Below are 24246 nucleotides of genomic sequence, written 5' to 3'. Positions count from 1 at the left end.
TAATATTTCTCAATTATACTATACACAAGGAGTTTTAAAAGCGTTTTTTATAAAACGCCGGAAAATAACCGTGCGAAGGATTCCTTCGTTCTTTCCCATAATGTGCGCTTATAGAAACGGACGGGGCTGATTTTTTCAGACTCCTTCATATCCTCCAGATAATGCGCTTCAAGATCTTTGATCGCCTCTTGATCTGTAAAAAAGACATTGACTTCAAAGTTCAGCTGAAAGCTTCTCATGTCCATATTCGCCGTCCCGACAGAGGCGAGGTTTCCGTCAGTGATGAGCACCTTTTGATGCATAAAGCCTTTTTGATAAGAATAGACTTCGATTCCTTCGCGAAGAAGCTCGGGGAAATACGATCTCGTCGCGTACTGGGTTAAAAATCCGTCATTGGTTTCCGGCACCATGACACGCACCCGGACGCCTCTGGCAGCAGCCTCCTTTAGCGCTGTGCGGATCGGCTCATTCGGCACGAAATAAGGCGTCGCGATCCATACAGACGATTCGGCCGCCGCTATCATGGCATAATACAGATCGCTCATCCGCTCCTTCATATCGGGGCCTGTCGGAACGACTTGATAGACGCCGCCGCTTTCTGCCGCAACCGGGCGGGTATATGCTTTCTGATCAATCAGCACCTCATCCGAAACGTATTCCCAATCAAGCATAAAAATGCTGTGGAGCGTCTGAACGATTTCTCCTTCGACTTTCATATGGGTGTCCCGCCAAAAGCCGACATCTTGGTCTTTGCCGATATACTCCTTGCCGACATTCAGCCCGCCGACAAAACCGACTTTCCCGTCAACGATGACGATCTTGCGGTGATTTCTGAAATTGAATTTTTGGTTGAAAAAACCGTATTTCAGCGGCAGAAACGGGACGATGTTCACACCCGCGCGTTTCAGTTTTTTAATATCTTTTCCGGCCAGCTTCAGGCTGCCGGCCGCGTCGAACAAAAACCGCACTTCCACGCCTTGACGCGCCTTTTCCATCATAATGTCCATCATCTTGTGCCCGAGCATGTCTGATTTGAACATGTAATACTCAATATGTATAAATGACGCGGCCTCCCGGAGCGCCTCAAACAGCTCCGGAAATGTTTCGTCCCCGTTTTTGAGCACCTTCAGCCTGCTTTTTGTATTAATATTCATATGGGACGCCTTGATTGAATATTGAAAGAAACGCTTCTGATTTCCTTTCAGCCCGGACAGGTCGGGAGTTTGTTCCATATCAAATATCGTTCTCAGCTTTTCCCGGTTGTATGTCCGTTTCGACCTGAACAGCTTGCCTTTTTCATAAAGCTGGCCGGAAAAAAGGTAAAATAAGTACCCGGCGATCGGAAAAAACACAAGAATATGAATCCATAACAGCGTGTGCTGCGAGGTGCGGTTTTCAAGAATTAACGAATAGATGCTGAACAAAATAATGCTTGCATAACAAAGCACCCCTCCGTAAAACTCAAGCCTGGAAACCGGAAAAAACCATATGACATATACTCCGATAAGCATCATATATAAAAAGCAAAATTCCAGTCTCCTTTTCAGCATCCCGACTCTCTCCCATCTGATCCGATATCTCTGTATACCCTCTGTTTTCAGGCCTGTAAACATATGAAAAAGCCTCTCCGCACGAGCGGAAAGGCTTATGATGAAGCTTCTTGTGATTGGCCGGGTGTGATGTTCTGAAGCAATGCCGGATTGAGCGAGCAGCTGCCTTTGATTTTATTTTTGAAGATGCCGATGATCAGACCGGTGACCGCTATCGACACTAAGGAGAAGAGCCCTTTCAGCAACCCGACGGAAAAAATGCCGGCCAGCACGACGCCAAAATCGAAGAGGAAATTAACGGCACCCGGATTCCATCCGCAGCGCTTTTGCAGAAATAAAGCGAGGATATTGGCGCCGCCGAGCGATGCCTGATGATAAAACATGAGCGACAGGCCGAACCCGATCAGCGCCCCGCCGCAAATCGCCCCGGCAAGCGGTGAAACAGAGACCGGCGGCAGCCAGTGATCCGCGCCGGTAAACAGAGTCAGTACTGTGACTGCAAAAACGGTGGATAGAGTGAATTTGATTCCCATTCTGATGAGAGAAAATATATAAAACGGGATATTGATCAGAAAGAAGATAATCGCAAAAGAGGAATGAAACAAGTATGACAGGCTTAGTGACAGTCCCGCTGTGCCGCCGGTTAATACATGAGAATGTCTGAGTGTCAGGACGCCGGCGCTTGTCATCAGACAGGCGGCTAAAATGAGGAAAATCCGCTTCATTCTTCACTCTCCTTTTGTTGATGTTATTTCCAAATAAAACATAACAGGAATCCCCGCCGCCCAGCCATTACCTTGGCAGAAAATATCTTATGTTTTTATTTTTTCACCATAAAAAATCCCCCTCTTGCAGGGGGGATTTTTACGTGCGTTTCCGATAGACAACATAGCTGCGGGTCAAATACTTGAGGGGCAGGCTGAACACGTGAACCAATCTTGTAAACGGCCAAAGGATAAAAACGGCGTACCCTATGATGATATGAAACTTAAACCATAGCGGGACACTCTCCATCAAAGAAGCGTCAGGCCGGAACAAAACAATTTCCCTGAACCACGGCCCGACTGTTGCCCTGTAATCAAATCCTTTCGAATCGATGTTGAGAAACGTGGCCGCAACGCCCGACAGCATCATGAACAGCAGCAGAATAAGCGTCAAGATATCCGATGGCGAGCTGGTTTTGCGGATTCTTTTGTCAAACAGCCTTCTGTATGTCAGGATGACAAGTCCGGCACATGCAGCAATCCCCGCCGGCAGGCCTGCGCCGATCGCCATTTTGTGATACATATGCTCTGAAATGCCAAGGGAAGCATACACGCCTTCCGGGATCAGAATTCCCATGACATGTCCGCCGACAACGCACAGCAGTCCCCAATGAAAAAGTGTGCTGCCAGCGGCAAGTTTTTTCTTTTCTAACAGCTCGCTTGATTTCGCCGTCCAGCCGAATTGGTCATGCTGATAGCGGTAAATATGCCCGCCGATAAAGATCGTCAATACAATGTATGGCATAACGCCCCACAGGATCTGCCCGCTCATGCCTGAACAGCCCCTTCTTCAATGCTTTCATGTACACCGATGTTTTCCAGTGCGGCCTGCAGCACGTGCAGCAGCTCAGCATAGATGCTGTTATTTTTTTCGAGGCGGGAAGCCAGCTCCCTCACATTAGACACGTATTTCTCAAACACGCTTCTCGCCGCTTCAATCTCCGCAACCGCGGCGAATTCCAGCATCAGCGGCAGGTAATCAGGCAGTTCTTTCTCTGTCGGCAGGAAACCGGATTGCTGGTAGGTGTTTTTTAAATGCAGCAATTCAATGCCGCGCTCCCTTTGTTCGCCTGAGTTAAAGTAGGTGACGTACATATTCGTTTTTTTTCCGAAATCGAACGTATACACATAGTGTTCAATCAGCGCTTGCGGAGAAAAGCCGGCTGCCGCCTCTAAAAAGTGCAGCAATTTCTCCCGGATTTGCTGATTGGTGATGTCATGGATAAGAGCCTTCCAATCGGGAATCTCGGCTCTCCACTCTTCATCCGGATAAGAGAGAAGAACGGAAAGAGCGGAGAACGTCATTTGCCGGTCTGTGGTGTTCATGTTATTACACCTCATTTATGAAAAATTAGAAACAGGAGCCGGGGCCGCCTGAAAATGATAAGCCGCAGCTCCCTTGTTCAGCATATAAATCTGACACTTCTTCTCGATGGCTGCTCGGGATCACAAAACGGTCATCATATTTGGCGATTGCCAGCAGCCGATACATGTCTTCAATTTGCTGTTCTGTTAAGCCGACACTGGAGACCAATGCCGGGTCGATGGATTTATTTGTCTGAACCGCCCTCATATACTGGCGCATGACAGACATTTTCTTTAACGTGGACCGAATATGATCCGTATCCCCCGCCGTTAACAGCTGCGCCAAATAGTCAATCGGAATTCTCATTTGGTCGATAGCCGGAAAAATCGCTTCCGCCGTTTGCCGGCTGCCTTTTCCTTCAAAGAGATTCATAATCGGGCTGAGCGGCGGAATGTACCAAACCATCGGCAGCGTACGGTACTCAGGGTGAAGCGGAAGCGCAATCTTCCAGTCAATGATCATTTTATAGATCGGCGATTGCTGCGCCGCTTCTATCCATTCAGCCGGGATGCCTTGTTCTTTTGCCAGTTTGGCAATCTCAGGATCATTCGGATCAAGAAAAACGTCCAGTTGGGAATGGTAGAGATCCTTTTCATTTTCAACAGAGGCCGCTTCCTCCACTTTGTCCGCATCATACAGCATGACGCCGAGATAGCGGATTCTGCCCACACACGTTTCGGAGCAGATGGTCGGCAGCCCTGCCTCCAATCGCGGGAAGCAGAGTGTGCATTTTTCCGCTTTGTTCGTCTGCCAGTTAAAATAGACTTTTTTATAAGGACAGGATGAGACGCAATATCTCCATGAACGGCATGCATTTTGATCCACAAGCACAATGCCGTCTTCCTCGCGTTTGTACATGGCGCCGGACGGGCAGGAGGACACGCACGCCGGATTAATGCAGTGCTCACAAATACGCGGAAGATACATCATAAAGACTTCATCGAATTCTGTTTTGATCGATTCCTCCATTTTTTGCACGTTTGGATCTTCAAGCCCTGTAATATGGCCGCCCGCGAGATCATCTTCCCAGTTCGGACCCCATTCGATATTCATAAAATCCCCCGTTAAGGACGATTTCGGCCGCGCCACCGGCTGGTGCTTTTTTTGCGGGCTGTTTGTTAATGTTTCATAATCATAGTTCCAAGGTTCATAGTAGTCATCAATCGTCGGCTGATTCGGATTATAGAAAAGGCCTGCAAGCCGGTTTGTTTTCGGGCCTGATTTCAGTTCAAGCTTTCCTTTTTTCAACGTCCAGCCGCCTTTATATTTGTCCTGGTCCTCCCATTGCTTCGGGTAGCCGATGCCGGGCTTTGTTTCTACATTATTAAAATACATATATTCCGCACCGGAACGGTTTGTCCACGTGTTTTTGCAGGTGACGCTGCACGTGTGGCAGCCGATGCATTTATCCAAATTCATGACCATCCCGATCTGCGCTTTAATCTTCAAGCCAATCGACCTCCTTCAGCTTGCGGATGACGACATTCAGATCGCGCTGATTCCCCGTCGGACCGTAATAGTTAAAGCCGTAACTGAGCTGGGCATAGCCCCCGATCATCTGGGTCGGCTTGACGTGAATCCTTGTCGGGCTGTTATGGGTGCCTCCGCGGTTATTCGTCAGTTTTGTGCCGGGCACATTGATGTGGCGGTCCTGGGCATGGTGCATAAACGCCATTCCTTTAGGAATCCGGTGAGACAAAACCGCTCTCGCGACGACAACGCCGTTTCGGTTGAAGCATTCAATCCAATCGTTGTCTTTGATATCCGTGTCCTCTGCGTCATCTTTATTCATCCACACGGTCGGCCCGCCGCGGAACAGCGTCAGCATCGGCAGAGAATCAAAATACATGCTGTGGACGGACCATTTATTATGCGGCGTCAAATAATTAAGAACGATTTCTTTGCCCTCTTGATCAGGCCGCTTGCTTAGGAACGGACGGTGCTGGAGGATCGGTTTAAATGTCGCCATCGTTTCACCGAATTCCATCATCAGTTCATGATCGACATAATAGGATTGTCTGCCTGTCAGCGTCCGCCACGGAATTAATTTTTCCACATTCGTCGTAAACGGCGAGTACCTGCGCCCTCCTTTTTCTGAACCGGTAAAGGCCGGAGAGGTGATGACCGTTTTCGGCTGGGCTGTAATTTGCTCGAACGTAAAGCATTCTTCCTCGCGCTCTTCCGCCAGGTCTTTCAGCTCCAGATTGGTAATGTTTTCAAGTGATTCCCATGCTTTCACGGCGACTTTTCCATTTGAGGTGGACGACAGGGTTAAAATCGCTTCCGCCGCCTGCTTCGCTTCACTTATATTCGGGCATCCTTTGGCAACGCTGTTTGAATCGGTTTCTCCCAGTCTCTGTTTGAGTGATTCATATTCATCCGCAATCGACCAGCTCATCCCTTTTGTTCCGCTCGGTTTTAAAGCCGTATGAGGGCCGAGCGCGGTCATTTTATGAAAAATGTGTTTGTAATCCCGTTCAACGACATGGATGTTCGGCATCGTTTTTCCCGGAATGGCTTCACATTCGCCTTTGCTCCAGTCATTGATTTTGCCGAATGGCTGGGCCAATTCCTGCATCGTGTCGTGGAGAAGCGGCGTTGCGACTACCTCTTTTACCGGCTCCATATCGACTTCTTCCGCCAGATCGGAAACGGCTTTTGACAGCGCCTTAAAAATATCCCAGTCTGACTTCGATTCCCACGGCGCCGAGATGGCCGGAGCAAATGGATGAATAAACGGATGCATATCCGTACTGCTGAGATCGTGTTTTTCATACCATGTAGCCGCCGGCAGCACGATATCGGAATACAGCGCCGTACCCGCCATTCGAAAATCAAGATTGATTAACAAGTCGAGCTTGCCTTCCGGCGCCTGCTCCCGCCATTTGATTTCTTCAGGGCGGATGCTGTCGCTGTCGTCATTCATCAGACCGTTCGTCGTCCCCAGCAGATGCTTGAGAAAATATTCATGCCCTTTCCCTGAGCTTGAGATCAGATTTGCCCGCCATACGAAGAGATTCCTTGGGAAATTCACTTCATTGTCAGGGTCTTCAATCGCCAATTTCAGTTTTTTCTCTTGAAGCCGTGAGGCCACGTACGCACCTACGTCTTCAGGTGTCGCCGCCCCCGCTTTCTCAGCTTCTTTGTACAGATCAATGCCGTTTTGATTGAATGTCGGGTAAGACGGAAGCCACCCTAATCGCGCCGCCAGCACATTGTAATCGGCGTGATGCCTGTAGCGGGATGACGCGGTGATCGGTGAAGCCAAGTCACTGATCGGCTGGTCTTCATAACGCCACTGGTCTGTCGCAAAGTAGAAAAACGAGGTGCCGTTTTGAAGTTTAGGCACGCCTTCCCAGTCCTTTGCGGTTGCAATCGTCTGCCACCCTTCAGCCGGACGGAGCTTTTCCTGCCCCACGTAATGGGCCCAGCCTCCGCCGTTTACGCCTTGGGCGCCTACGAGTAAAACAAGATTTAACACCGCACGGTAAATTGTGTCGGAGTTGAACCAGTGGTTGATTCCCGCCCCTACGATAATCATGGATCTGCCGTCTGTATCAATCGCATTTTGGGCAAACTCCCTGGCAATCTGTATAACGGCTTCTCTTTTAATTCCCGTGATCCGTTCCTGCCAGGCAGGTGTGAACGGACGGGGATCATCATAGGATGCGGCTGATTGTCCGCCGATGCCCCGGTTCACGCCGTAGTTGGCCAATATCAAGTCAAACACGGTCGTGACGTACGTCTCTTCACCGTTCAGGTCCAGTTTTTTAATAGGAAGATCCCGCTCAAGCACTTTGTTTCCGTCATCTGAAAAATACGGAATGCGCACTGAGCCGATTTCGTCCTCTATTCCGAGCACGGAGAGACGGGGCTCAATCTGTTCCCCGGTGTCTTCGTCGATCATGTGCAGATTCCATTTCTGCTGCCCGTCCCAGCGGGAGCCCATTGTGCCTTGCGGTATGGCAAACGCACCTGTCTGTTCATTCCAGACCGCCGGCTTCCACTGATCATTTTTTGTCTGCCGCCCGATGTCTTTTGCATGCAGAAACCGTCCTGCTGTATACACGCCGTTCTCTTTTGACAGAGTGACGAAGAATGGAAAATCGGTGTATTGCTTCGCGTACTCAATAAAACGTTCAGTTTCTTGGTTCACGTAAAATTCCTGCAAAATGACGTGACCCATCGCCATCGCAAGCGCCCCGTCAGTCCCCTGGCGGATACTCAGCCAGTCATCTGCGAACTTTGAGGATTCCGCAAAATCGGGACTGATCGAAATGACTTTAGCGCCTTTATAGCGGGCTTCCGCCAGAAAATGCGCATCAGGCGTTCTCGTTAACGGAACGTTGGAGCCCCATGTGATAATATAGCCTGAATTGTACCAATCACTGCTCTCCGGAACGTCCGTCTGGTCGCCCCAAATTTGCGGGGACGCCGGCGGAAGATCCGCATACCAGTCATAGAAACTGAGCATTGGGCCGCCGATTAACGACATGAATCGCGAACCTGATGCGTGGCTGATCATGGACATCGCCGGGATCGGAGAAAAACCGACATTCCGGTCAGGCCCGTATTTCATCACTGTATACAGCAGAGAGGCTGAAATCAGCTTCAGCACCTCCGGCCATTCCGCGCGGACAAAGCCGCCTTTCCCCCTTGCCTGTTTATAGGACTTCGCTTTTTCAGGGTTTTCGACGATCGATTTCCAGGCATCCAGCGGATTATGATGCGCCTGCAATGCTTCCCGCCACAAATTGATCAGCACACCGCGCACATATGGATATTTCACACGGAGCGGGCTGTAGATGTACCAAGAAAAACTGGCCCCCCGCGGACAGCCTCTCGGTTCGAAATCAGGCATATCCGGGCCTGTTGATGGATAATTCAAGTTTTGTCCTTCCCACGTGACAATTCCGTTTTTCACATAAATATTCCAGCTGCAAGAACCCGTGCAGTTGACGCCGTGGGTGGAGCGAACGACTTTGTCGTACTGCCATCTGTTTCTGTATACATTCTCCCAATCACGATCTTCGCTTGTCGTTTGGCTATGGTTATTTGAATGATGTTCGATAGGAGAAAAATAGTTTAATCTCCTGAGCAACGGACTCATTTTCTTTTTCTTCATGATCGTTCACTCCTTCCGAGTCAGGTGATGCTATGTACACTATAAACAGAGACGTCGCATCACCTTGTGAACTATGTCACACACTCTGCTTTTTTCACAAAACGTTCACACAGAGCAGCAGGAAGGATTTTCAAACGATATGGGGACGCCCGGCGTCATCAAAAAAAACCGGTTCTGTTTAAGAACCGGGTTCGGCGTTTTCATCCCGTGATGTATGCAGATACCGCAAAAACAACTGATAGGAACAGAAGACATTTTGCTGAAGCATCGCCAAAAAGTTCATTTGCAGCCGCGGATGGTAAGACATCATTTGCTTAAATACGGAATATGGAATATGGAGTACCAGAATATCCGGTGAGGCATTGACTGAGATAAAAGGCGATAAAGAGAGCCCGCCTTTTTCATCAATCGGAAACACATCGCCTTTTTCCCACAGCGCAACGGTTTGCGACCCTTCAGGGAGCCTGCTGTCCGTAAAACGGATATTGCCTTTTAATACAATATAAACGGATTGTGAATGAAGAAAGGATGGAGATTGGTCAGATGAGCCGCGGATAAACGTCCCGTTTTTCAGCAAGGTTTCGACAATGGACAGAGGCACTTCATTAAACATAGGAAGTTGTTTCAGAAATAATAAATAGTCACACTGATTCATAGGAAAGCCTCCTGTGCTAAGGATAGCTTTAGTGTAGCCCGATTGAGCCCGCGCGGCAGTGATGTATTTCACAGCTTGTATGATAAAAGTCACTTATCAGGAGAGTGTTTGTACTTATAATGAAATAAAAAGGAGGGTTTCGATGAAGGCGATGATTCCGAAGCAGCACGGCGCATGGGCGATGCTGCTGATTCCATTTTTACTCGGCATGGTCAAGGGAGGCCCGGTTTTCTGGCATATTCCGCTCTTTCTGGGCTGGCTGTTCCTTTACTTAGCGGTTTATCCCGTTTCGCTCGCTTTGAAAAAAAAACAGCTTCAGCCCTATCAAAAGTGGATATGGTATTACGGTTTTCCGGCCTGCTGCTTTTTGATCATTTCTGTCTATCATAAGCCGCAGCTCGTCTGGATCGGCGTTTTTTTATTGCCGCTGTTTCTCATACATACGCATTATGCCCGCCGAAAAAACGAACGGGCGCTCACGAATGATATTGCGGGTGTTCTGTTCTTTTGTTCAGGCGGGCTTGCGAGCTGCTGGCTGGGAACGGGAACCCTTGACGGCTGGGCTTGGTTTCTATTCTTGCAATCTGCTTTATTTTTTGTCGGGAGTTCTTTTTATGTGAAATCGGTCATACGGGAGAGAAAAAGCAGAACCTTTGCATACTGGTCGTGGGGATATCACCTCTTGCTCCCCTTTTTATCGGCTCTTCTCGGGGCAGGCTGGGCGTTTCTCTCTTTTATCCCAAGCAGTCTGCGGGCCTGGTTTTTTCACGGAAGAGACTGGCCGGTGAAAACGATCGGCATTCTGGAAATCGTAAATGCCGGCTTCTTTTTCGCCGTCATGTGTATATGTATCACAAGCTGAAAAACAAGGACACCGGCTGCCCTTGTTTTTTTCAGTCAATATTGCAGATCTCCAGCGGACAATTTTCACACTCGATCTCGCATCGTAAATAGTCCCGCTTGTGCAAAATAATTTTTCCGGTTTCGTCTATCGAAATAACCCCTTGTTTGCGGAGGTCTCCCAGCATGCGGTTGACGCTCTCCCTTGCCGCCGCGCAAAACTTAGCCAAATCCTGATTTGTCAGCACAATGTTAATCAGAATCCCGTCACTTCGTTCCACCCCGTAGCTGTTTGATAAGCGGATAAGGGTGGAATAGAGTGCCCCCTTTTTGCCGTGAAGAAGCAGGTCCCTGATCTTGGACTGGATTTTTCGAAGATGGGTGCTCATCCATTTCATAAATTCAAACGTCAAAACACCGTTTTGGATCAATTCCTTTTCCAGCTTGTTTTTATTAATGACGAGCACCTCGCCATCCTCTAACACTTTCGCACTGAGCATATATCTCGGCTCATCTGTGAATAGCGTCAATTCCCCGACAATATCGTTTTTTTGGCAGATTCTAAGCGTCAGGTCTTTTCCGTCAGACGTCAGCTTGCCGATTTCAATGAGTCCTGACTGAATCAGATAAAGCTCTTTTGCATCCATTCCTTCTTGAAACAAATAAGTATGTTTTTTCATTTTCCTTTTCGTACTGATCGATTCCAGCAATTCATGCAGTTCGCGGGAAAGAAGTTCTTTATCAGATTTTCGGACAGAGAGAATATTCATGAGCTCACCTCGAAGAAAGTCACGTTGCGTATGTATATTGTAACGTGACTTGATTTGCACTCACCCAGAAAAAACTAACAATCTTGTGAATGGATCATTATGAATTGAGGCTCTGACTGTTTCTCTCCGTATGTGTTTTCATTCTTTCCTGCCAATACATCCAGATCACAAGAACAAAGCTGGCTAACGCGACCTCTGAAAGCGCCATAAACCCGATCGCGTATTGGCCTGTTGCCTGAAATACACTTGCCAGAATCAGCGGAGGGAAAAAACCGCCCAGTCCGCCCATGGCAGACACAATCCCGTTGGCAATCCCCGCTTGCTTCGAAAAATAGAAAGGCACCAGTTTAAATACCGTCCCGTTTCCAATCCCTGAGCAGACTGCCACCGTCAGCGATCCGAACGCATAAAGGCCGATCGTCGGGGAGAATGACAGCATGACCCCTGACAGCGTAAGCCCTGCGAAAACGAACATCAGAATGCGGAGCGGGCTCAGTTTATCTGCAAGAAACCCTCCCACAGGCCTGAGCAGCGTAGAGACCGCAATAAAGCCGGCCGTCCGCAGACCGGCGTCCGCAGGGCTCAGCCCAAAATGCTCAACCAAAAAATTCGGAAGATAGATGGTAAAGGCGACAAAGGCGCCGAACGTAATAAAATAAAACAGGCTCAACATCCACAGCACATGATTTCGGTAAACGGCTTTCATTTGTGTCTTTATGGAAATTTTGACTTTCTTCTCATGCCGGTCGCCGAACAAAACGTGCAGTAATGCGAAGACAGCCAGCAAAACAAGATACATCTGCACGGTTGCTTTCCATCCCGCGGCTTGAGCGATAACCGGCGCCGCAAAGGTAGTAACGGCGGTCCCGATGTTTCCGGCACCGTAAATCCCATTGACGACACCGTGCTTTTCTTTCGGATAATATTTCGGGAGGGACGTCACTCCGATGGAGAATACCGCTCCCCCGATCCCTAAGAAAAAGCCGCCCGCGATTAAATCAAATAAAGAATCCGCGATACTGATCCAAAATACAGGAAACAAAAGCAGGATGAAGCTGATCATAAACATCAGCCGCGCCCCATACCTGTTCGTTAAATATCCTAAAGGAATACGGAGAAGCGATCCGAGAATAACGGGAATCGCCGTCACCAATGAAATTTCGCCTTTGCTTAAATGAATATCTGATGTCATTTGAGAAATGAGCGATGAAATCAGCACCCACACCATAAACCCTGCCACTAAGCTTAATGACTGCAACGATAATTGAATATGTTGACGATTGATCATTCGGCTTGCCCCTTTCACTGATTCAATATCAGTCTTATCATACAAAAACTCAGTGTGCGGGATTGTGAATTACATCACACGCTTTATATACAAAAAAAGAACAAAGCCCGAAGACTTTGTCCTTTGATCATCATTACATTTTTTCCGGAGCGGATACGCCGATCAGCTGAAGCGCATTGTTCAGCGTAATTTGCGTCGCCTTCATTAAAGCGAGACGCGCGCGGCTCTTCTCTTTATTTTCCGGATCGATGACTTTCTCCGCATTGTAGAAGCTGTGCAGAGCGGAAGCCAGATCATAAATATAGTTTGTGACACGGTGAGGAATGCGTTTTTCCGCCGCTTCTGCCACTGCCTCAGGGAAGCCGCCGATCGTTTTCAGCAGGTCATATTCTTTTTCTGATTGAATATGGCTGAAATCAAGATCTGCCGCCGGTTTAAGTCCCTGCTCCTCCCCTTGGCGAAGCATGCTGCAAATACGTGCATGTGCGTATTGTGCATAATACACAGGGTTTTCGTTAGATGTGGATACGGCAAGATCCAAGTCAAAATCCATGTGCGTATCAGCGCTGCGCATCGCGAAGAAATAACGCACGGCATCCAAGCCGACTTCTTCAATCAAGTCGCGCATCGTTACGGCTTTCCCCGTACGTTTGCTCATCTTCATTTTTTCGCCGTTTTTGTATAAATGAACGAGCTGAATGATCTCAACTTCCAATGTGCCTTTCTTGTAACCGAGCGCTTCAATCGCCGCTTTCATACGCGGAATATACCCGTGGTGATCCGCGCCCCATACATTGATGAGCTTGTCGAATCCGCGGTCAAGTTTGTCTTTATGGTATGCGATATCCGGCAGCAAATAAGTGTATGAGCCGTCTTTTTTGATCAGCACACGGTCTTTATCGTCGCCGAACGTTGTGGAGCGGAACCATGTCGCGCCGTCCTCTTCGTATACATGGCCCTTTTCGCGAAGCGCCTCAAGCGCCTGATCAATTTTTCCGTTTTCATACAGTGACGTTTCAGAATACCATACGTCAAACGGCACGCGGAAATTTTCCAGATCGGAGCGAAGTTTATCAAGCTCGTACTTTAAGCCGTATTCACGGAAAAACGCCTGACGTTCGCTCTCCTCTTCGTGTACGAAACGGTCGCCGAAATCTTCGGCAAGCTTTTTCCCGATGGCGATAATATCCTCGCCGCGGTAGCCGTCTTCCGGCATCGGTTTCTCGAGACCGAGCGCTTCAAAATAACGGACTTCAACGGAAAGCGCCAGGTTGTTAATCTGGTTGCCCGCATCATTAATATAGTATTCGCGGCTCACATCATAGCCCGCTTTAGAAAGCACGCTGCACAGCGCGTCACCTACCGCCGCGCCGCGCGCATGGCCTAAGTGAAGATCTCCCGTCGGGTTGGCTGATACGAATTCGACCTGAATCTTTTCGCCTTGTCCGATGTTTGTCTCTCCGTAATGTTCACCCGCTTCAAGCACGGACGGAATCAGTTTTGTTAAGTAGCTGTTGTTCATGTAAAAGTTGATAAAGCCGGGTCCCGCAATATCCATCTTTTCAATGGAAGCTTTGCCTTTATCAAATGATGCCACGATCTCCTCAGCGATTTGGCGCGGCGCTTTTTTTGCGATTCTCGCCAGCTGCATCGCCATGTTTGTGGAATAATCACCGTGTGTTTTTTCTTTCGGCGTTTCTAACAGTACGCTTGGAATCTGGCTTTCGTCCGCCAGGCCCGCTTTCAGAACGGCCGCTTTGATTTCTTCCTTCAGCACGTCCTTCATTTGTTCCGCAATGTTCATGCGTGAGTTCCTCCCTCATACGTGATCGTCATATTATGTAAATGCTGCTGCCCGTCTCCGACATGCATGTCATATGCGATGCTGATTCGGCCTTTTTCTTCACCGAGATCAGATTGAATCGATTTTGTGCTTGTTTCCAGCTCAAGCTCACCAAATGACATTTTATATTTCGCAATTGTGGAAGCTCCCGTTATGAAACGCTGATTCATTTTAACAGCGCCTGACCTCATGATCAGGACTTCGCCTTCGCTCACCTTCACAATCGTTTTTACTTTGCCTAGGTCGTGTTCTTCATAATAAGATAGATACACTTTTTGTTGTTTTACATAGTAAAATCCGGTAGTACGGAATTCGATGACTTCATCATTTCCGTCATCCTCGATCACAGACTTCACATGGAGTGTTATCGGTGTCTCTTGCTTCATTTTGACACGTCCTTTTCATCATTCCACTTTGACTTGAATAGTATAATCATTCAGCTTGTAAACTTCAACTGCTTCTATCTTACCATCATTGCTCATTAGATTTGAAGATAAACCTCATAAAAAGCAGTTCCTTATGAGAAGAGAAAATCATATCACTATGTCACCCAATCCGTAAAAAACATGACAGCAGCTTTTCAGAAACTCACACAGTCTCATCGAAGCTGCTGCGACTTCCGGCAACATAGATTGTGCAGCAGAAATGCCAACGATGTCAAAGCGCTGCGTGACAGCTATAAAAACGTCCGCCAAACACACGTGATGGCTGCTGTATTATGCCAAGTCATCATATTCGGCTGCGTGTTCGAAATCGTCAAAGCCGTCCCTTTCCGCTTTCACACGCCCCTTGCCGTATCAATGGGACTCGCGGTGTTACTGATTTTGTATTTATTGTATTTTATGCGGACGTACTTGCTGCAGCTTTTCCAGCATGTCAGCCTGTTCAAAAAAGGGCATGCGGGAGCGCTGACAGGAGCCGGGGTTTGGCGGATGCTCAGTTTCACTGTAAGTGAACTGCTGTTTTTAATCATCCTGGCTGCCATCCAGCAGATCGGCTCATTTATTTATAAACGATTTTTTTATCGCAGCTCTGCTTCTCTCAACCTGTGAAATAAGCTACATCGCAATCGCTGACGGACCAGTCCCAACCGGAATCACCGTCATGGCTGTATAATCACTCGTGCGGTACACGGTTACGGTATTGTCGCCGGGCTGTGCTGCATAAATGTACTGATTATCAGGTGTTACGGCGAGGTCAAAGGCGCCGGGCAGAGACACGTTTGCAATGATCCTCTGTCCAGCCGTATTAACTACGTATAAGTTATTAATGAGAAACGGTTCACTATATGGCTCTAGAAAATAAGCCCTAGTGCTATCGCGAGAAAATACAATCGTCCTCAGAGTTTCAAATAAACGGTTGAAGTCGCCTCCCCTGCTTAATGGTGACAAACTGATCTCCGTTACCCCTTTCGGCAGCAGCTCACCATTCAACACATACGCAAAATTTCCAGCGTAAGGAGTGGCAATTAAACTGGGAAATTCAAATGTATCTATGATACTTTCTACCAACTGCCCAGTATTTACATCATATTTATCAACCGACCAACTGCTTCCATTAGCGGTATAGACATACTGTCCATTCGGATCAAGAGCAAAGTCTAAAGCGCCGGGTATCGGAATGACATCAATGACCGATTGAGAGGCCATGTTGATCATATATATAGATCCGGCGGCCATCACGTACGCGAACTCATCTGTTGAATCAAATTCAACCTTTCTCGGCCCTCCTCCAACAGTGATGGTATTTATGATGGTTAATGTTTTATTATCTAGCACTGAGACAAGGTTGGTATTCCCATGGAGGACATACGTGAAAGCTTTATCGAAAGTAACGCCTAGATTAGTTGGCACGTCAGAAAAAGGGATTGTTTTTACAACAGTGTTTAAATCTGAATCAATAACCGAAACCGTGCTGTCTCCTGAATTGGCTGTAAACACATACGATTGAGGGTCTGGCGGTGGCGGTAAAACAAGTGTCCCGGTCACCGTAAGCGGACTGCCGTAGAAAGGCGGTACAATGAGAAGATCTTCCACCGTTATTTGACTGAAATCAGGACAGCGGCCAGACTGCGCTGCATAATAAACAACTTGATCAATCTCTTCAGTATGAATCACAGAAACAGACCCGTCCCCTTGTCCATATTGATTTCGTACAGGCGACACACTGACAAGAAGCGTAACGGTCCCTTTTACTCTCACGGCATATCGAATACCGATATCTTCTGGTTCCGTCCCAGTCTGGATTAAGCAAGGCTCACTGATACATAATAAATGAGCAGTACTCCATGTAACCGTCGCAGCTGCTTCGGCAGAATCAATGGTGAACCCCTCGGGAATGTCAATCGGCACTTGAAACGGCGCTTCTCTGCTAATTTCCTCATCACAAAAACAGAAACAATTTTCCTGTAAAGCAGACAGATCATTCTTTTTCATGAATTCACGTCCTTTTAGAAATGTACAGCATGCAGTTGGTTAAATCACAATATCTCCCGGTGAAACCCCAAGAGATATCACAGTTTCCACAGAATAATCATCCGTGTTGTAAACAGTGATGTTCTGCTCTAAAAAATGAGCAGCATACAGAAATTCGCCATTCGGAGTAAACGCAAAGTCTCTTGCCGATTGCGGAACATTTCCTATAACGCCTGCACCATTCGGACTGACAGCATATAAATTGCCAGTGAAGCTGTCATGTAAATACACCTCTGATCCACTCGTAAACATTACATATTGGCCATCAGGCTCCAGCTCTTGGGTAATGCTGATCGTAAACGTATTTAAGTCAATAACCGTCAAATAATTGAATAAGAATTCTTGTTCTAAGACATACGCATACCGCTCCGGCCAATTTGTTTCTATGGATGATACGATAAGCTCTCGTTCAATCGTTCCTGTGACTTCACCGGTGAATAGGTCCACTTTTTGCACTAAACCAAAATCAAGAACATAGGCGAATAACCCATTGGGATCAATTGCAAAATCAAATCCTTCCACAGGAATCGACCTATCCACAGTTAACGTATCAATTCCAATCACATAAATCGCAGTATCGCCGAGAACATAAGCAAACTCATGATTTGGGATGCATTTTACCGATCCAGGCGGCTGATCCAGCAGTATGGATGCTGTCACTGTTAAAGTGTCATAATCGATGACAGAAATCACATTATTGTTGAAGTGCAAAACAAACACAGCGCTTTTATCCGGAGTTATTTCAATACCTGTCGGCCGGTACGGAAGAGCAATTTTTGTCACAACGGTGTGAGTGTTTGTATCTATCACAGAAACCGATTGATCGTTTGGATTCGCTGTAAACGCATAAACGGGTCCCGGTTCGGGCACAAGCACAATCGTGCCCGTCACCGATAAAGGACTGCCATAGAATGGCGGAACGACAATAAGGTTCTCGATCGTAATGTCACTGACATCCGGGCAATCATCAGGCTCATCGGAATAATAGACGACTTGGTCAATCTCTGCATTGCGGATGACAGAAACAGACCCGTTCCCTTGTCCATATTGATTTCGCACTGGTGAGACACTGACGAGAAGCGTAACAGTTCCCTGCAGGCGCACTGCGAATTGAACACCGATTTCATCAGGCTCTGGCCCCGTCTCAATGAAACAGCGTTCAATGACACAAGAAAGGCTGTCTGCATTCCACGTCACGCCTGCAACAGCTTCAGCCGGATCAACGACAAACCCCTCAGGCAATTCAATCGGCGCTTGAAACATCGCTTCACGGCTTGCTTCTTCCTCGCAAAAACATAAACATTCTTCTTGTGCGGCTCCTGCTTTTTCTTTAAAGGAAAGCTTGTTATTTCTCATATCTTCACTTCCTTTTCAGACATACACTGCTCACGCAGATACAACAGAATATGGGAAGGTGTATTTGTTTGCTTGTACAAATTGTGGGGATAATAGTGGATTTTTGAAATGATATCCGCAGACATGCGGTTTTAACGAAAGAAAACATTGCGGTATTTTTGCGCTATCCTTCCGAATGAAAATGATAAAATATGTCATATACATAACGTGGAAGGGAGGGATTCGGAATAGTGGCGAGTGTTTTATCATCTTCAGCGGTTGGAGAAAAAATCAACGAATGGTATATGTACATTCGAAGGTTCAGCATCCCGGACGCCGAGTACTTGCGGAGAGAAATCAAAGAAGAACTTGCAGGTCTGGAAGATGATCAGGATCTTCATCTATACTATTCTCTCATGGAATTCCGCCATAATCTGATGCTCGAATACCTCGAACCGCTGGAATCGCAGCGGATAGAAGAACAGCCTAGACTATCGGATCTGCTCGCGGATATTGATAAAAAGCAGGCCCGGCTGACCGGACGTCTTGATTATTATTTTAATTTTTTCCGGGGGATGTATGAGCTGGAATGCCGTGAATATCTTTCAGCGATTCAGTTTTTTAAGAAAGCTGAATATAAGCTTGATTTTGTCAAAGATTGTATCGAGAAAGCTGAATTTTATTTTAAGATGTCAGAGTCCTACTATTATATGAAACAGACTTATTTTTCTATGGATTATGCCCGGCAGGCTTATAAAATTTATCATAAGCAGGAGGCATATAATATAAGGGTGCTTCAGTGCCATTCATTGTTCGCTACCAACTTTCTTGACTTAAAGCAATATGATGAAGCAATTCAGCATTTTAAAAAGGCTTATGCCATGGCAGAGGCAGAACAGCAGCCACAATTAATGGGCCGGACTCTATATAATATCGGACTTTGTTTTAACAGCCAAGAAAATTACAAACCAGCCATTGATTACATAAAACGGGCAATAGCTGTTTTTGAAGATGGGAACATCATCACTTCTCTCCCGCAAGCCTATTTCTTAATCACACAAATACATTATAAAATCGGAAATATGGCCATAGCCAGACAATATCATGACAAAGGGGTATCTTATGCAGAGGAGGCAGAAGATTCCCTATATATCGCCGAGTATGAATTTTTAGAATCTTTATATGTCGGTGAGCCTGATGAAGAAGCAATCATGGAATGTTTTGACTTTCTCAGAGATAAATCGATGTATGCTGATCTTGAAGATTTTGCCTTAGATGTGGCAAAATATTATCATGAAAGAGAAAATTTCGAGAAGGCTTCCGCATATTTTTTAAAGGTGGAAGAAACAAGACAGCAGATTCAAGGAGGTGTGAAGTTGTATGAAATTGAAGTATAAATTAGCACTTACTTGCTTGGCAATAAGCACTGTTTTTGTTTCAGCCGAAATCGCAAGTGCACCGAAACATCAATTTGAAGTTGCTCAGCGCGGAATGATTTAAATGATGATTACTTTTAGGCTTGCAGGTTAAACTGCAAGCCGTTTTTTATATAAACAACTAATTTGCAAAAACAAAAAGTATACCTTAAAATTCAAATGTGTAAAAAGTATTTGACACATATACATATATTATTTAAAATAAATATATATAAATTTGAAAATTTAAAATAAAAACAAAAATATTTAAGGAGGGTTTTAGTGGATAACAATATTAAAAAACTTAGAACAGCAGCTGATATTTCACAAAATGATCTGGCTAAGCTCTGCAATGTGACCAGGCAAACCATCAATGCAATTGAAAATAATAAATATGATCCAACTTTAAGTCTGGCTTTTTCGATAGCTCACGCATTAAATACGGGAATAGATAAAGTATTCAACTATAACGCCAAAAAAAAGTAAGGGAGCGGTTCTTATGAAGAAAATGGATGAGATGCAAAAACACCAATCGGGTATAGCCGCCAGAATAGCATTTAGTTTTTATACTGTCGCTTTACTGATATGGTCATTAATAGATTATTTTAAAAACGGAAATACAGGATGGCAATTCCCAATACTTTTAATAGGCTGCGCGCTCTATTTATGGATTCAAGTTTATCATAATCGAAAAACAAGGTAACAATTCCAATACACTTCCGGAGGATTATACAGCAATGTACGAATATAAGTTCATAAAAGTAGAAGTAAACCGATGGAAAGGAAAGCCTAAAGAAGACTATAAAGAAATTATTGAAAAGTATTCGCAGCAAGGATGGAAGCTGGTTCAAATATTTGCTCCTCCTATTTCAGGTTATGGGGCAGCCGATTATTTTGATATTATTCTTGAAAAAAAAATATAAATGTTTCAGTACAAAGAAAGCCGGATCATACATATGGTCCGGCTTTCTTTGTACTGAAATAAGCCAGCAGATACCTTAACGGATTTCACCTCTTAAATATTTTTTCGGAAATCCGCAATTCAAATAGCTTCCAATATATTTTATTATTTAACTTGCTGGGGATATTGAAAAAATTGGAGGAAAAAATGAGTCTACTTTTAAAAACACAAAATAGTAAAGCGATTTTTACATTAGTAGCATCAGGAATCATTGTTCTCGCTCTTTTCAGTATAAAACATAATCATTTAAGCATGGATGTCATCGATATTTTAAACAGAGCTGGAATAATAGCTCCTAGTTGGATTGTCAGTGCTATCACTGCAACGGGTTCAGTCCTGGCTATCATTACTGTTTTAGGATCTCTTGGTGCAGGCTTGCCATTAGCCGTTTTAGAACAATTGGCTGCAGCAAGTACAGCAGCAGCTTAATATAAAACATTAAATTCAATATCCCTGGCAGTCCCTTAAACGAATGGATGAAAATACTTTGTTTAAAAAGAACGTTTTAGTCAAATTGTACATACTCTGTCTGATCTTATTTTTAATTGCTTTATTTACAGCATATTTTTATACAGATCCCGCTTCAAATGTAAATAATCTAAATCGAAATATCCGTCCGGATTTTTTTCAGATTTTCTTTAATAATATTAAAGTAGCGAGTCTGCTTGTTTTTTTAGGACCGTTGACGCTGTCACTTGGCACGGTTGCTGTTTTAATTATTAATGGATTAATTTTAGGGAATGCGATAGGAAACATCAAAGACAATTTAAACCTTTTACTGCTTGTTATTCCCCATGGAATAATTGAAGTGCCGGTATTGCTTCTTGCAGCCTCTGTAGGAATGAAATTAACTTTAGATTTATTACTCCTCAAAATAAATTTGAAATTCACTTTTAAATATATTGGTATTATATTTCTCGGTTTAATGATAGCAGCTATGTTAGAAACATTTATTACACCTATCTTTATAAAAGGAGCCTCTTAAGATTATGCAAATTGAATTATCCTCATTTAAGGAACGAAACATTAATTTTTTGTCCTCGTTTTTGTTTTATATTATCGGGTTAGCTTTTTATTTAAGTTCTCTATTGCCTTTTATGAAAAGTTTAATTCCCAAAAACATCCCTATACAAGTTGTTGAGCAAGTGAAACATTTAGATTATATCATTGCGATAGCCGCACTGTTTCTTTTAATGTTCGGGGTGATTTTTGAAGGATTTGTATTATTTCTCATTATAAATTTTCTTGGCGCTCAAATTAAGATTAAAACCTTTTATTCCCTATTTATGTTTTCTAACATCCCGGTCGCAATTAAGTTTTTTCTTATATCATTCAAAAACATTTTCGCAGAACATCCAAATACTAGTTTATTTTTCACAAGTAATCATTTGATTTTTTCTATCTTTGATTTGTTCAATATTGCATACTTATTTCTTTTGTTTATTCTTCTGAAATGGAGAACAAATTTGAACTACCTGACAATCTCAGTTTTTATTTTTACGGCATTCCTGTATAGAATGTTTTTTTAGCATATATAAATAAACCCCCTCAATAGGGGTTTTTCTTTCATTTCGTTCACTGTATACAGTTCCTTTTATATGCTTCCGAAACAATACCGACTCTAGTACTCACATTCCACTTTTTACAGAGACCGGCTATGATATATTCGACATTACGCTGCGAGTAGTTTAATGACTTAGCGATCTCTTTATTAGGTTTTTCAGCAATTATCAGTTTAATTACTGAAATTTCAATCTTTTTTAATTCCAATTCATTTTCTACTGCTGTTTTCATTCTAACTTCCTTTCTAAAGATGTATTTACTAAATAATACCCTATTATATAATTTTTATCAATAACATCAATGATTAATGGTAAAATAATATGTTGCTTTTACTAACTTCTAAGTAGTTTATATACAATATAAAAATCCCCCGCATGTTTCAAGCGGGGGATTTTCTTTTATTTCACAAACCCAAGCAGCATTTCACGAATCATCTTGCTTGCCGTGTTTGCGGTTTGTTCTGAGTGGTCATAGACCGGCGCGACTTCTACGAGGTCAGCGCCTTTTACGTTGACTTCTGAGCGCGCGATTTCATGGATGGACGCGAGTAATTCTTTAGACGTGATGCCTCCTGCGTCAACCGTGCCCGTTCCCGGCGCATGAGCGGGATCAAGAACGTCGATATCGATCGTGACATAAACAGGGCGTCCCGCAAGCTGCGGCAGCACTTTTTTCAGCGGCTCAAGCACTTCAAACTTAGAAATGTGCATGCCGTTTTCTTTCGCCCATTCAAATTCTTCCTTCATTCCGGAGCGGATGCCGAATGAAAATACGTTTTGCGGCCCGATGAGCTCGGCCGCTTTGCGGATCGGAGTAGAGTGGGAAAGCGGTTCGCCTTCATAATCCGTGCGAAGGTCGGTGTGCGCGTCAAAATGAATGATGGCAAGGTCCGGAAATTTCTTATACATGGCTTTTATGACAGGCCATGATACAAGGTGCTCCCCTCCCATGCCGAGCGGGAACTTTCCTTTTTCTAAAATGCTGTCCACGTATTCTTCAATCATATCAAGGCTTCTTTGCGGATTGCCGAACGGAAGCGGAATGTCGCCGGCGTCAAAGAAATTCAAATCAGCTAAGTCACGGTCGAGATACGGGCTGTATTCTTCGAGACCGATAGACACCTCGCGGATTCTCCCCGGGCCGAATCGTGAACCCGGACGGTAGCTGACCGTCCAATCCATCGGCATGCCGTAAAGGATGGCGTCCGCCTCTTTCCAGTCGGGGCGGCTTGCGATAAATACTTTTCCTGAATATGCTTCATCAAACCTCATGATAAAACCCTCGCTTTCCTGTAAAAAAGCGCAAGATTCGCTCCTGCGCCGTACGTTTTTATTTGATTAAGTCGCTCACAAATTTCGGAAGAACAAATGCCGCTTTGTGAAGCTCTTTCGTGTAATATTTCGTGTCGATGTCAAAGAAACGGCTGTCCTCCACTTCAAGCGGATCGTACTTTTTAGAACCGATCGTAAATGTCCACAGGCCGCTCGGGTACGTCGGGATATTAGCCGTATACAGGCGGGTGATCGGGAAGATTTCTTTCACGTCACGCTGAACGTTTGTAATCAGTTCCGGTGTAAACCACGGGTTGTCCGTCTGCGCGACGAAGATGCCGTCTTCTTTTAACGCCTTGGAAATTCCGGCATAGAAGCCTTTTGAGAACAGATTGACGGCCGGTCCGACCGGTTCTGTTGAATCAACCATGATGACGTCATACTCATTCTCTGATTTCGCGATGTGCATGAAACCGTCATCGACTCTCACGTCGACGCGCGGATCATCAAGCTTGCCCGCAATGGACGGAAGGAATTTTTTAGAGTATTCAATAACCTTGCCGTCAATGTCGACAAGCGTCGCTTTTTTTACGCTTGGGTGCTTCAGAATCTCTCTGATGACACCGCCGTCTCCGCCGCCGACAACGAGGACGTTTTCCGGATTCGGGTGCGTAAATAACGGGACGTGCGCAACCATTTCATGATAGACGAATTCATCTTTTTCAGAAGTCATGACCATTCCGTCTAAGAACAGCATGTTGCCGAATTCTTCTGTCTCCACCATTTCCAGATGCTGAAATTCCGTCTGTTCCGTATGTAATGTTTGTTTCACCTTTAATGTAATGCCGAAATTCTTCGTCTGCTTCTCCGTATACCAAAGCTCGCTCAATTGTCATCTCCCTTTCAAGGCTTATTTCATTTATTGTAAGCGTCTGTATCGCTTTTATTCCGGTTAAAATCTCATTTTCACCTAAGGAAAAAGTATAGAGGATGGAGGGGAAAAAGTAAAGAAGTGTCCGGTTTGAT

At 45.2% G+C, this 24246-nt stretch carries 24 protein-coding genes and 1 pseudogene; 9 read left to right on the top strand and 16 right to left on the bottom strand.

What is annotated here, in order from left to right:
- Positions 1 to 47 precede the first annotated feature (47 nt).
- The 7 genes from cls to D5S11_RS00440 all read right to left on the bottom strand — a co-directional run bounded on the left by cls (position 48) and on the right by D5S11_RS00440 (position 9460).
- Positions 48 to 1550: a cardiolipin synthase gene (cls, locus tag D5S11_RS00470; protein WP_032867396.1), complete on the bottom strand. Its 1503-nt coding sequence runs from the start codon at positions 1548 to 1550 to the stop codon at positions 48 to 50.
- A gap of 95 nt (positions 1551 to 1645) precedes the next feature.
- The gene (locus D5S11_RS00465) at positions 1646 to 2275 is read right to left on the bottom strand and encodes a YitT family protein (protein WP_007407623.1); all 630 of its coding nucleotides are present in this window, start codon (positions 2273 to 2275) and stop codon (positions 1646 to 1648) included.
- 139 nt (positions 2276 to 2414) lie between these two features.
- Positions 2415 to 3086, bottom strand: coding sequence for a respiratory nitrate reductase subunit gamma (narI, locus tag D5S11_RS00460; protein WP_032867394.1), 672 nt, complete (start codon positions 3084 to 3086; stop codon positions 2415 to 2417).
- Positions 3083 to 3640 (bottom strand): nitrate reductase molybdenum cofactor assembly chaperone, encoded by a 558-nt coding sequence (narJ, locus tag D5S11_RS00455; RefSeq protein ID WP_032867392.1) that lies wholly within the window; start codon positions 3638 to 3640, stop codon positions 3083 to 3085. Before narJ ends, narI begins: the two co-directional genes overlap by 4 nt.
- A gap of 25 nt (positions 3641 to 3665) precedes the next feature.
- Entirely contained in the window at positions 3666 to 5129 is a 1464-nt protein-coding gene (narH, locus tag D5S11_RS00450) for a nitrate reductase subunit beta (RefSeq protein WP_007614408.1), read from the bottom strand.
- Positions 5119 to 8805 carry a nitrate reductase subunit alpha gene (locus D5S11_RS00445; RefSeq protein ID WP_108725259.1) on the bottom strand — a complete coding sequence of 1229 codons (3687 nt, stop codon included), beginning with the start codon at positions 8803 to 8805 and terminating at the stop codon, positions 5119 to 5121. Before D5S11_RS00445 ends, narH begins: the two co-directional genes overlap by 11 nt.
- Positions 8806 to 8983: 178 nt before the next feature.
- A complete protein-coding gene (locus D5S11_RS00440) occupies positions 8984 to 9460 on the bottom strand; it encodes a cyclic nucleotide-binding domain-containing protein (protein ID WP_007407629.1) in 477 nt (158 codons plus the stop codon).
- Between the two features lie 142 nt (positions 9461 to 9602).
- Here D5S11_RS00440 and D5S11_RS00435 point away from each other — a divergent pair, with 142 nt between their 5' ends.
- Entirely contained in the window at positions 9603 to 10322 is a 720-nt protein-coding gene (locus tag D5S11_RS00435) for a YwiC-like family protein (RefSeq protein ID WP_007407630.1), read from the top strand.
- 31 nt (positions 10323 to 10353) lie between these two features.
- Here D5S11_RS00435 and D5S11_RS00430 read toward each other — a convergent pair whose 3' ends face one another.
- The 4 genes from D5S11_RS00430 to D5S11_RS00415 all read right to left on the bottom strand — a co-directional run bounded on the left by D5S11_RS00430 (position 10354) and on the right by D5S11_RS00415 (position 14587).
- Positions 10354 to 11070 carry a fumarate/nitrate reduction transcriptional regulator Fnr gene (locus D5S11_RS00430; protein WP_007407631.1) on the bottom strand — a complete coding sequence of 239 codons (717 nt, stop codon included), beginning with the start codon at positions 11068 to 11070 and terminating at the stop codon, positions 10354 to 10356.
- A 97-nt stretch (positions 11071 to 11167) separates the two neighbouring features.
- Positions 11168 to 12358, bottom strand: a complete 1191-nt coding sequence (gene narK / locus D5S11_RS00425) for a nitrate transporter NarK (RefSeq protein ID WP_032867385.1) — start codon at positions 12356 to 12358, stop codon at positions 11168 to 11170.
- Positions 12359 to 12491: 133 nt separating this feature from the next.
- Positions 12492 to 14162 (bottom strand): arginine--tRNA ligase, encoded by a 1671-nt coding sequence (argS, locus tag D5S11_RS00420; protein ID WP_007407633.1) that lies wholly within the window; start codon positions 14160 to 14162, stop codon positions 12492 to 12494.
- Positions 14159 to 14587, bottom strand: coding sequence for a YwiB family protein (locus tag D5S11_RS00415; protein ID WP_007407634.1), 429 nt, complete (start codon positions 14585 to 14587; stop codon positions 14159 to 14161). Before D5S11_RS00415 ends, argS begins: the two co-directional genes overlap by 4 nt.
- Positions 14588 to 14740: 153 nt before the next feature.
- Between D5S11_RS00415 and D5S11_RS00410 the strand changes: the two are divergent.
- A pseudogene (locus tag D5S11_RS00410) lies at positions 14741 to 15253 on the top strand (bacteriocin biosynthesis protein AlbG); the annotation flags it as partial.
- 6 nt (positions 15254 to 15259) lie between these two features.
- Here D5S11_RS00410 and D5S11_RS00405 read toward each other — a convergent pair.
- A complete protein-coding gene (locus D5S11_RS00405) occupies positions 15260 to 16636 on the bottom strand; it encodes a YncE family protein (RefSeq protein WP_032867382.1) in 1377 nt (458 codons plus the stop codon).
- Positions 16637 to 16675: 39 nt separating this feature from the next.
- A complete protein-coding gene (locus D5S11_RS00400; RefSeq protein ID WP_032867380.1) occupies positions 16676 to 18031 on the bottom strand; it encodes a YncE family protein in 1356 nt (451 codons plus the stop codon).
- 230 nt (positions 18032 to 18261) lie between these two features.
- Here D5S11_RS00400 and D5S11_RS00390 point away from each other — a divergent pair, with 230 nt between their 5' ends.
- The 7 genes from D5S11_RS00390 (at position 18262) to D5S11_RS00360 (ending at position 21371) form a co-directional block, all read left to right on the top strand.
- On the top strand, positions 18262 to 19407 hold the full coding sequence (locus D5S11_RS00390) for a response regulator aspartate phosphatase (protein ID WP_007407638.1): 1146 nt from the start codon (positions 18262 to 18264) through the stop codon (positions 19405 to 19407).
- Positions 19391 to 19510, top strand: a complete 120-nt coding sequence (locus tag D5S11_RS00385; protein WP_007407639.1) for a PhrC/PhrF family phosphatase-inhibitory pheromone — start codon at positions 19391 to 19393, stop codon at positions 19508 to 19510. Before D5S11_RS00390 ends, D5S11_RS00385 begins: the two co-directional genes overlap by 17 nt.
- Positions 19511 to 19707: 197 nt before the next feature.
- A complete protein-coding gene (locus D5S11_RS00380; RefSeq protein ID WP_007407640.1) occupies positions 19708 to 19911 on the top strand; it encodes a helix-turn-helix transcriptional regulator in 204 nt (67 codons plus the stop codon).
- Positions 19912 to 19924: 13 nt separating this feature from the next.
- Positions 19925 to 20128, top strand: coding sequence for a hypothetical protein (locus D5S11_RS00375; protein WP_007407641.1), 204 nt, complete (start codon positions 19925 to 19927; stop codon positions 20126 to 20128).
- Positions 20129 to 20162: 34 nt separating this feature from the next.
- The gene (locus tag D5S11_RS00370) at positions 20163 to 20348 is read left to right on the top strand and encodes a DUF4177 domain-containing protein (RefSeq protein ID WP_032868172.1); all 186 of its coding nucleotides are present in this window, start codon (positions 20163 to 20165) and stop codon (positions 20346 to 20348) included.
- A gap of 185 nt (positions 20349 to 20533) precedes the next feature.
- Positions 20534 to 20815, top strand: a complete 282-nt coding sequence (locus D5S11_RS00365) for a hypothetical protein (RefSeq protein WP_007407643.1) — start codon at positions 20534 to 20536, stop codon at positions 20813 to 20815.
- 43 nt (positions 20816 to 20858) lie between these two features.
- Positions 20859 to 21371: a stage II sporulation protein M gene (locus D5S11_RS00360; RefSeq protein ID WP_007407644.1), complete on the top strand. Its 513-nt coding sequence runs from the start codon at positions 20859 to 20861 to the stop codon at positions 21369 to 21371.
- A 590-nt stretch (positions 21372 to 21961) separates the two neighbouring features.
- On the opposite strand, the gene D5S11_RS00350 is transcribed toward D5S11_RS00360, so the two are convergent.
- The 3 genes from D5S11_RS00350 to speE form a co-directional block, all read right to left on the bottom strand.
- Positions 21962 to 22180 carry a helix-turn-helix transcriptional regulator gene (locus D5S11_RS00350; RefSeq protein WP_003151056.1) on the bottom strand — a complete coding sequence of 73 codons (219 nt, stop codon included), beginning with the start codon at positions 22178 to 22180 and terminating at the stop codon, positions 21962 to 21964.
- A gap of 167 nt (positions 22181 to 22347) precedes the next feature.
- On the bottom strand, positions 22348 to 23220 hold the full coding sequence (gene speB / locus D5S11_RS00345; RefSeq protein ID WP_007614448.1) for an agmatinase: 873 nt from the start codon (positions 23218 to 23220) through the stop codon (positions 22348 to 22350).
- Between the two features lie 58 nt (positions 23221 to 23278).
- Positions 23279 to 24109 carry a spermidine synthase gene (gene speE / locus D5S11_RS00340; RefSeq protein WP_003151052.1) on the bottom strand — a complete coding sequence of 277 codons (831 nt, stop codon included), beginning with the start codon at positions 24107 to 24109 and terminating at the stop codon, positions 23279 to 23281.
- Positions 24110 to 24246: the final 137 nt, after the last annotated feature.

The sequence above is a fragment of the Bacillus sp. L75 genome (assembly GCF_003676355.1).
In the GTDB taxonomy this organism is placed as follows: Bacteria; Bacillota; Bacilli; order Bacillales; family Bacillaceae; genus Bacillus; species Bacillus velezensis.
This window is presented reverse-complemented; position numbering and strand designations above follow the sequence as displayed.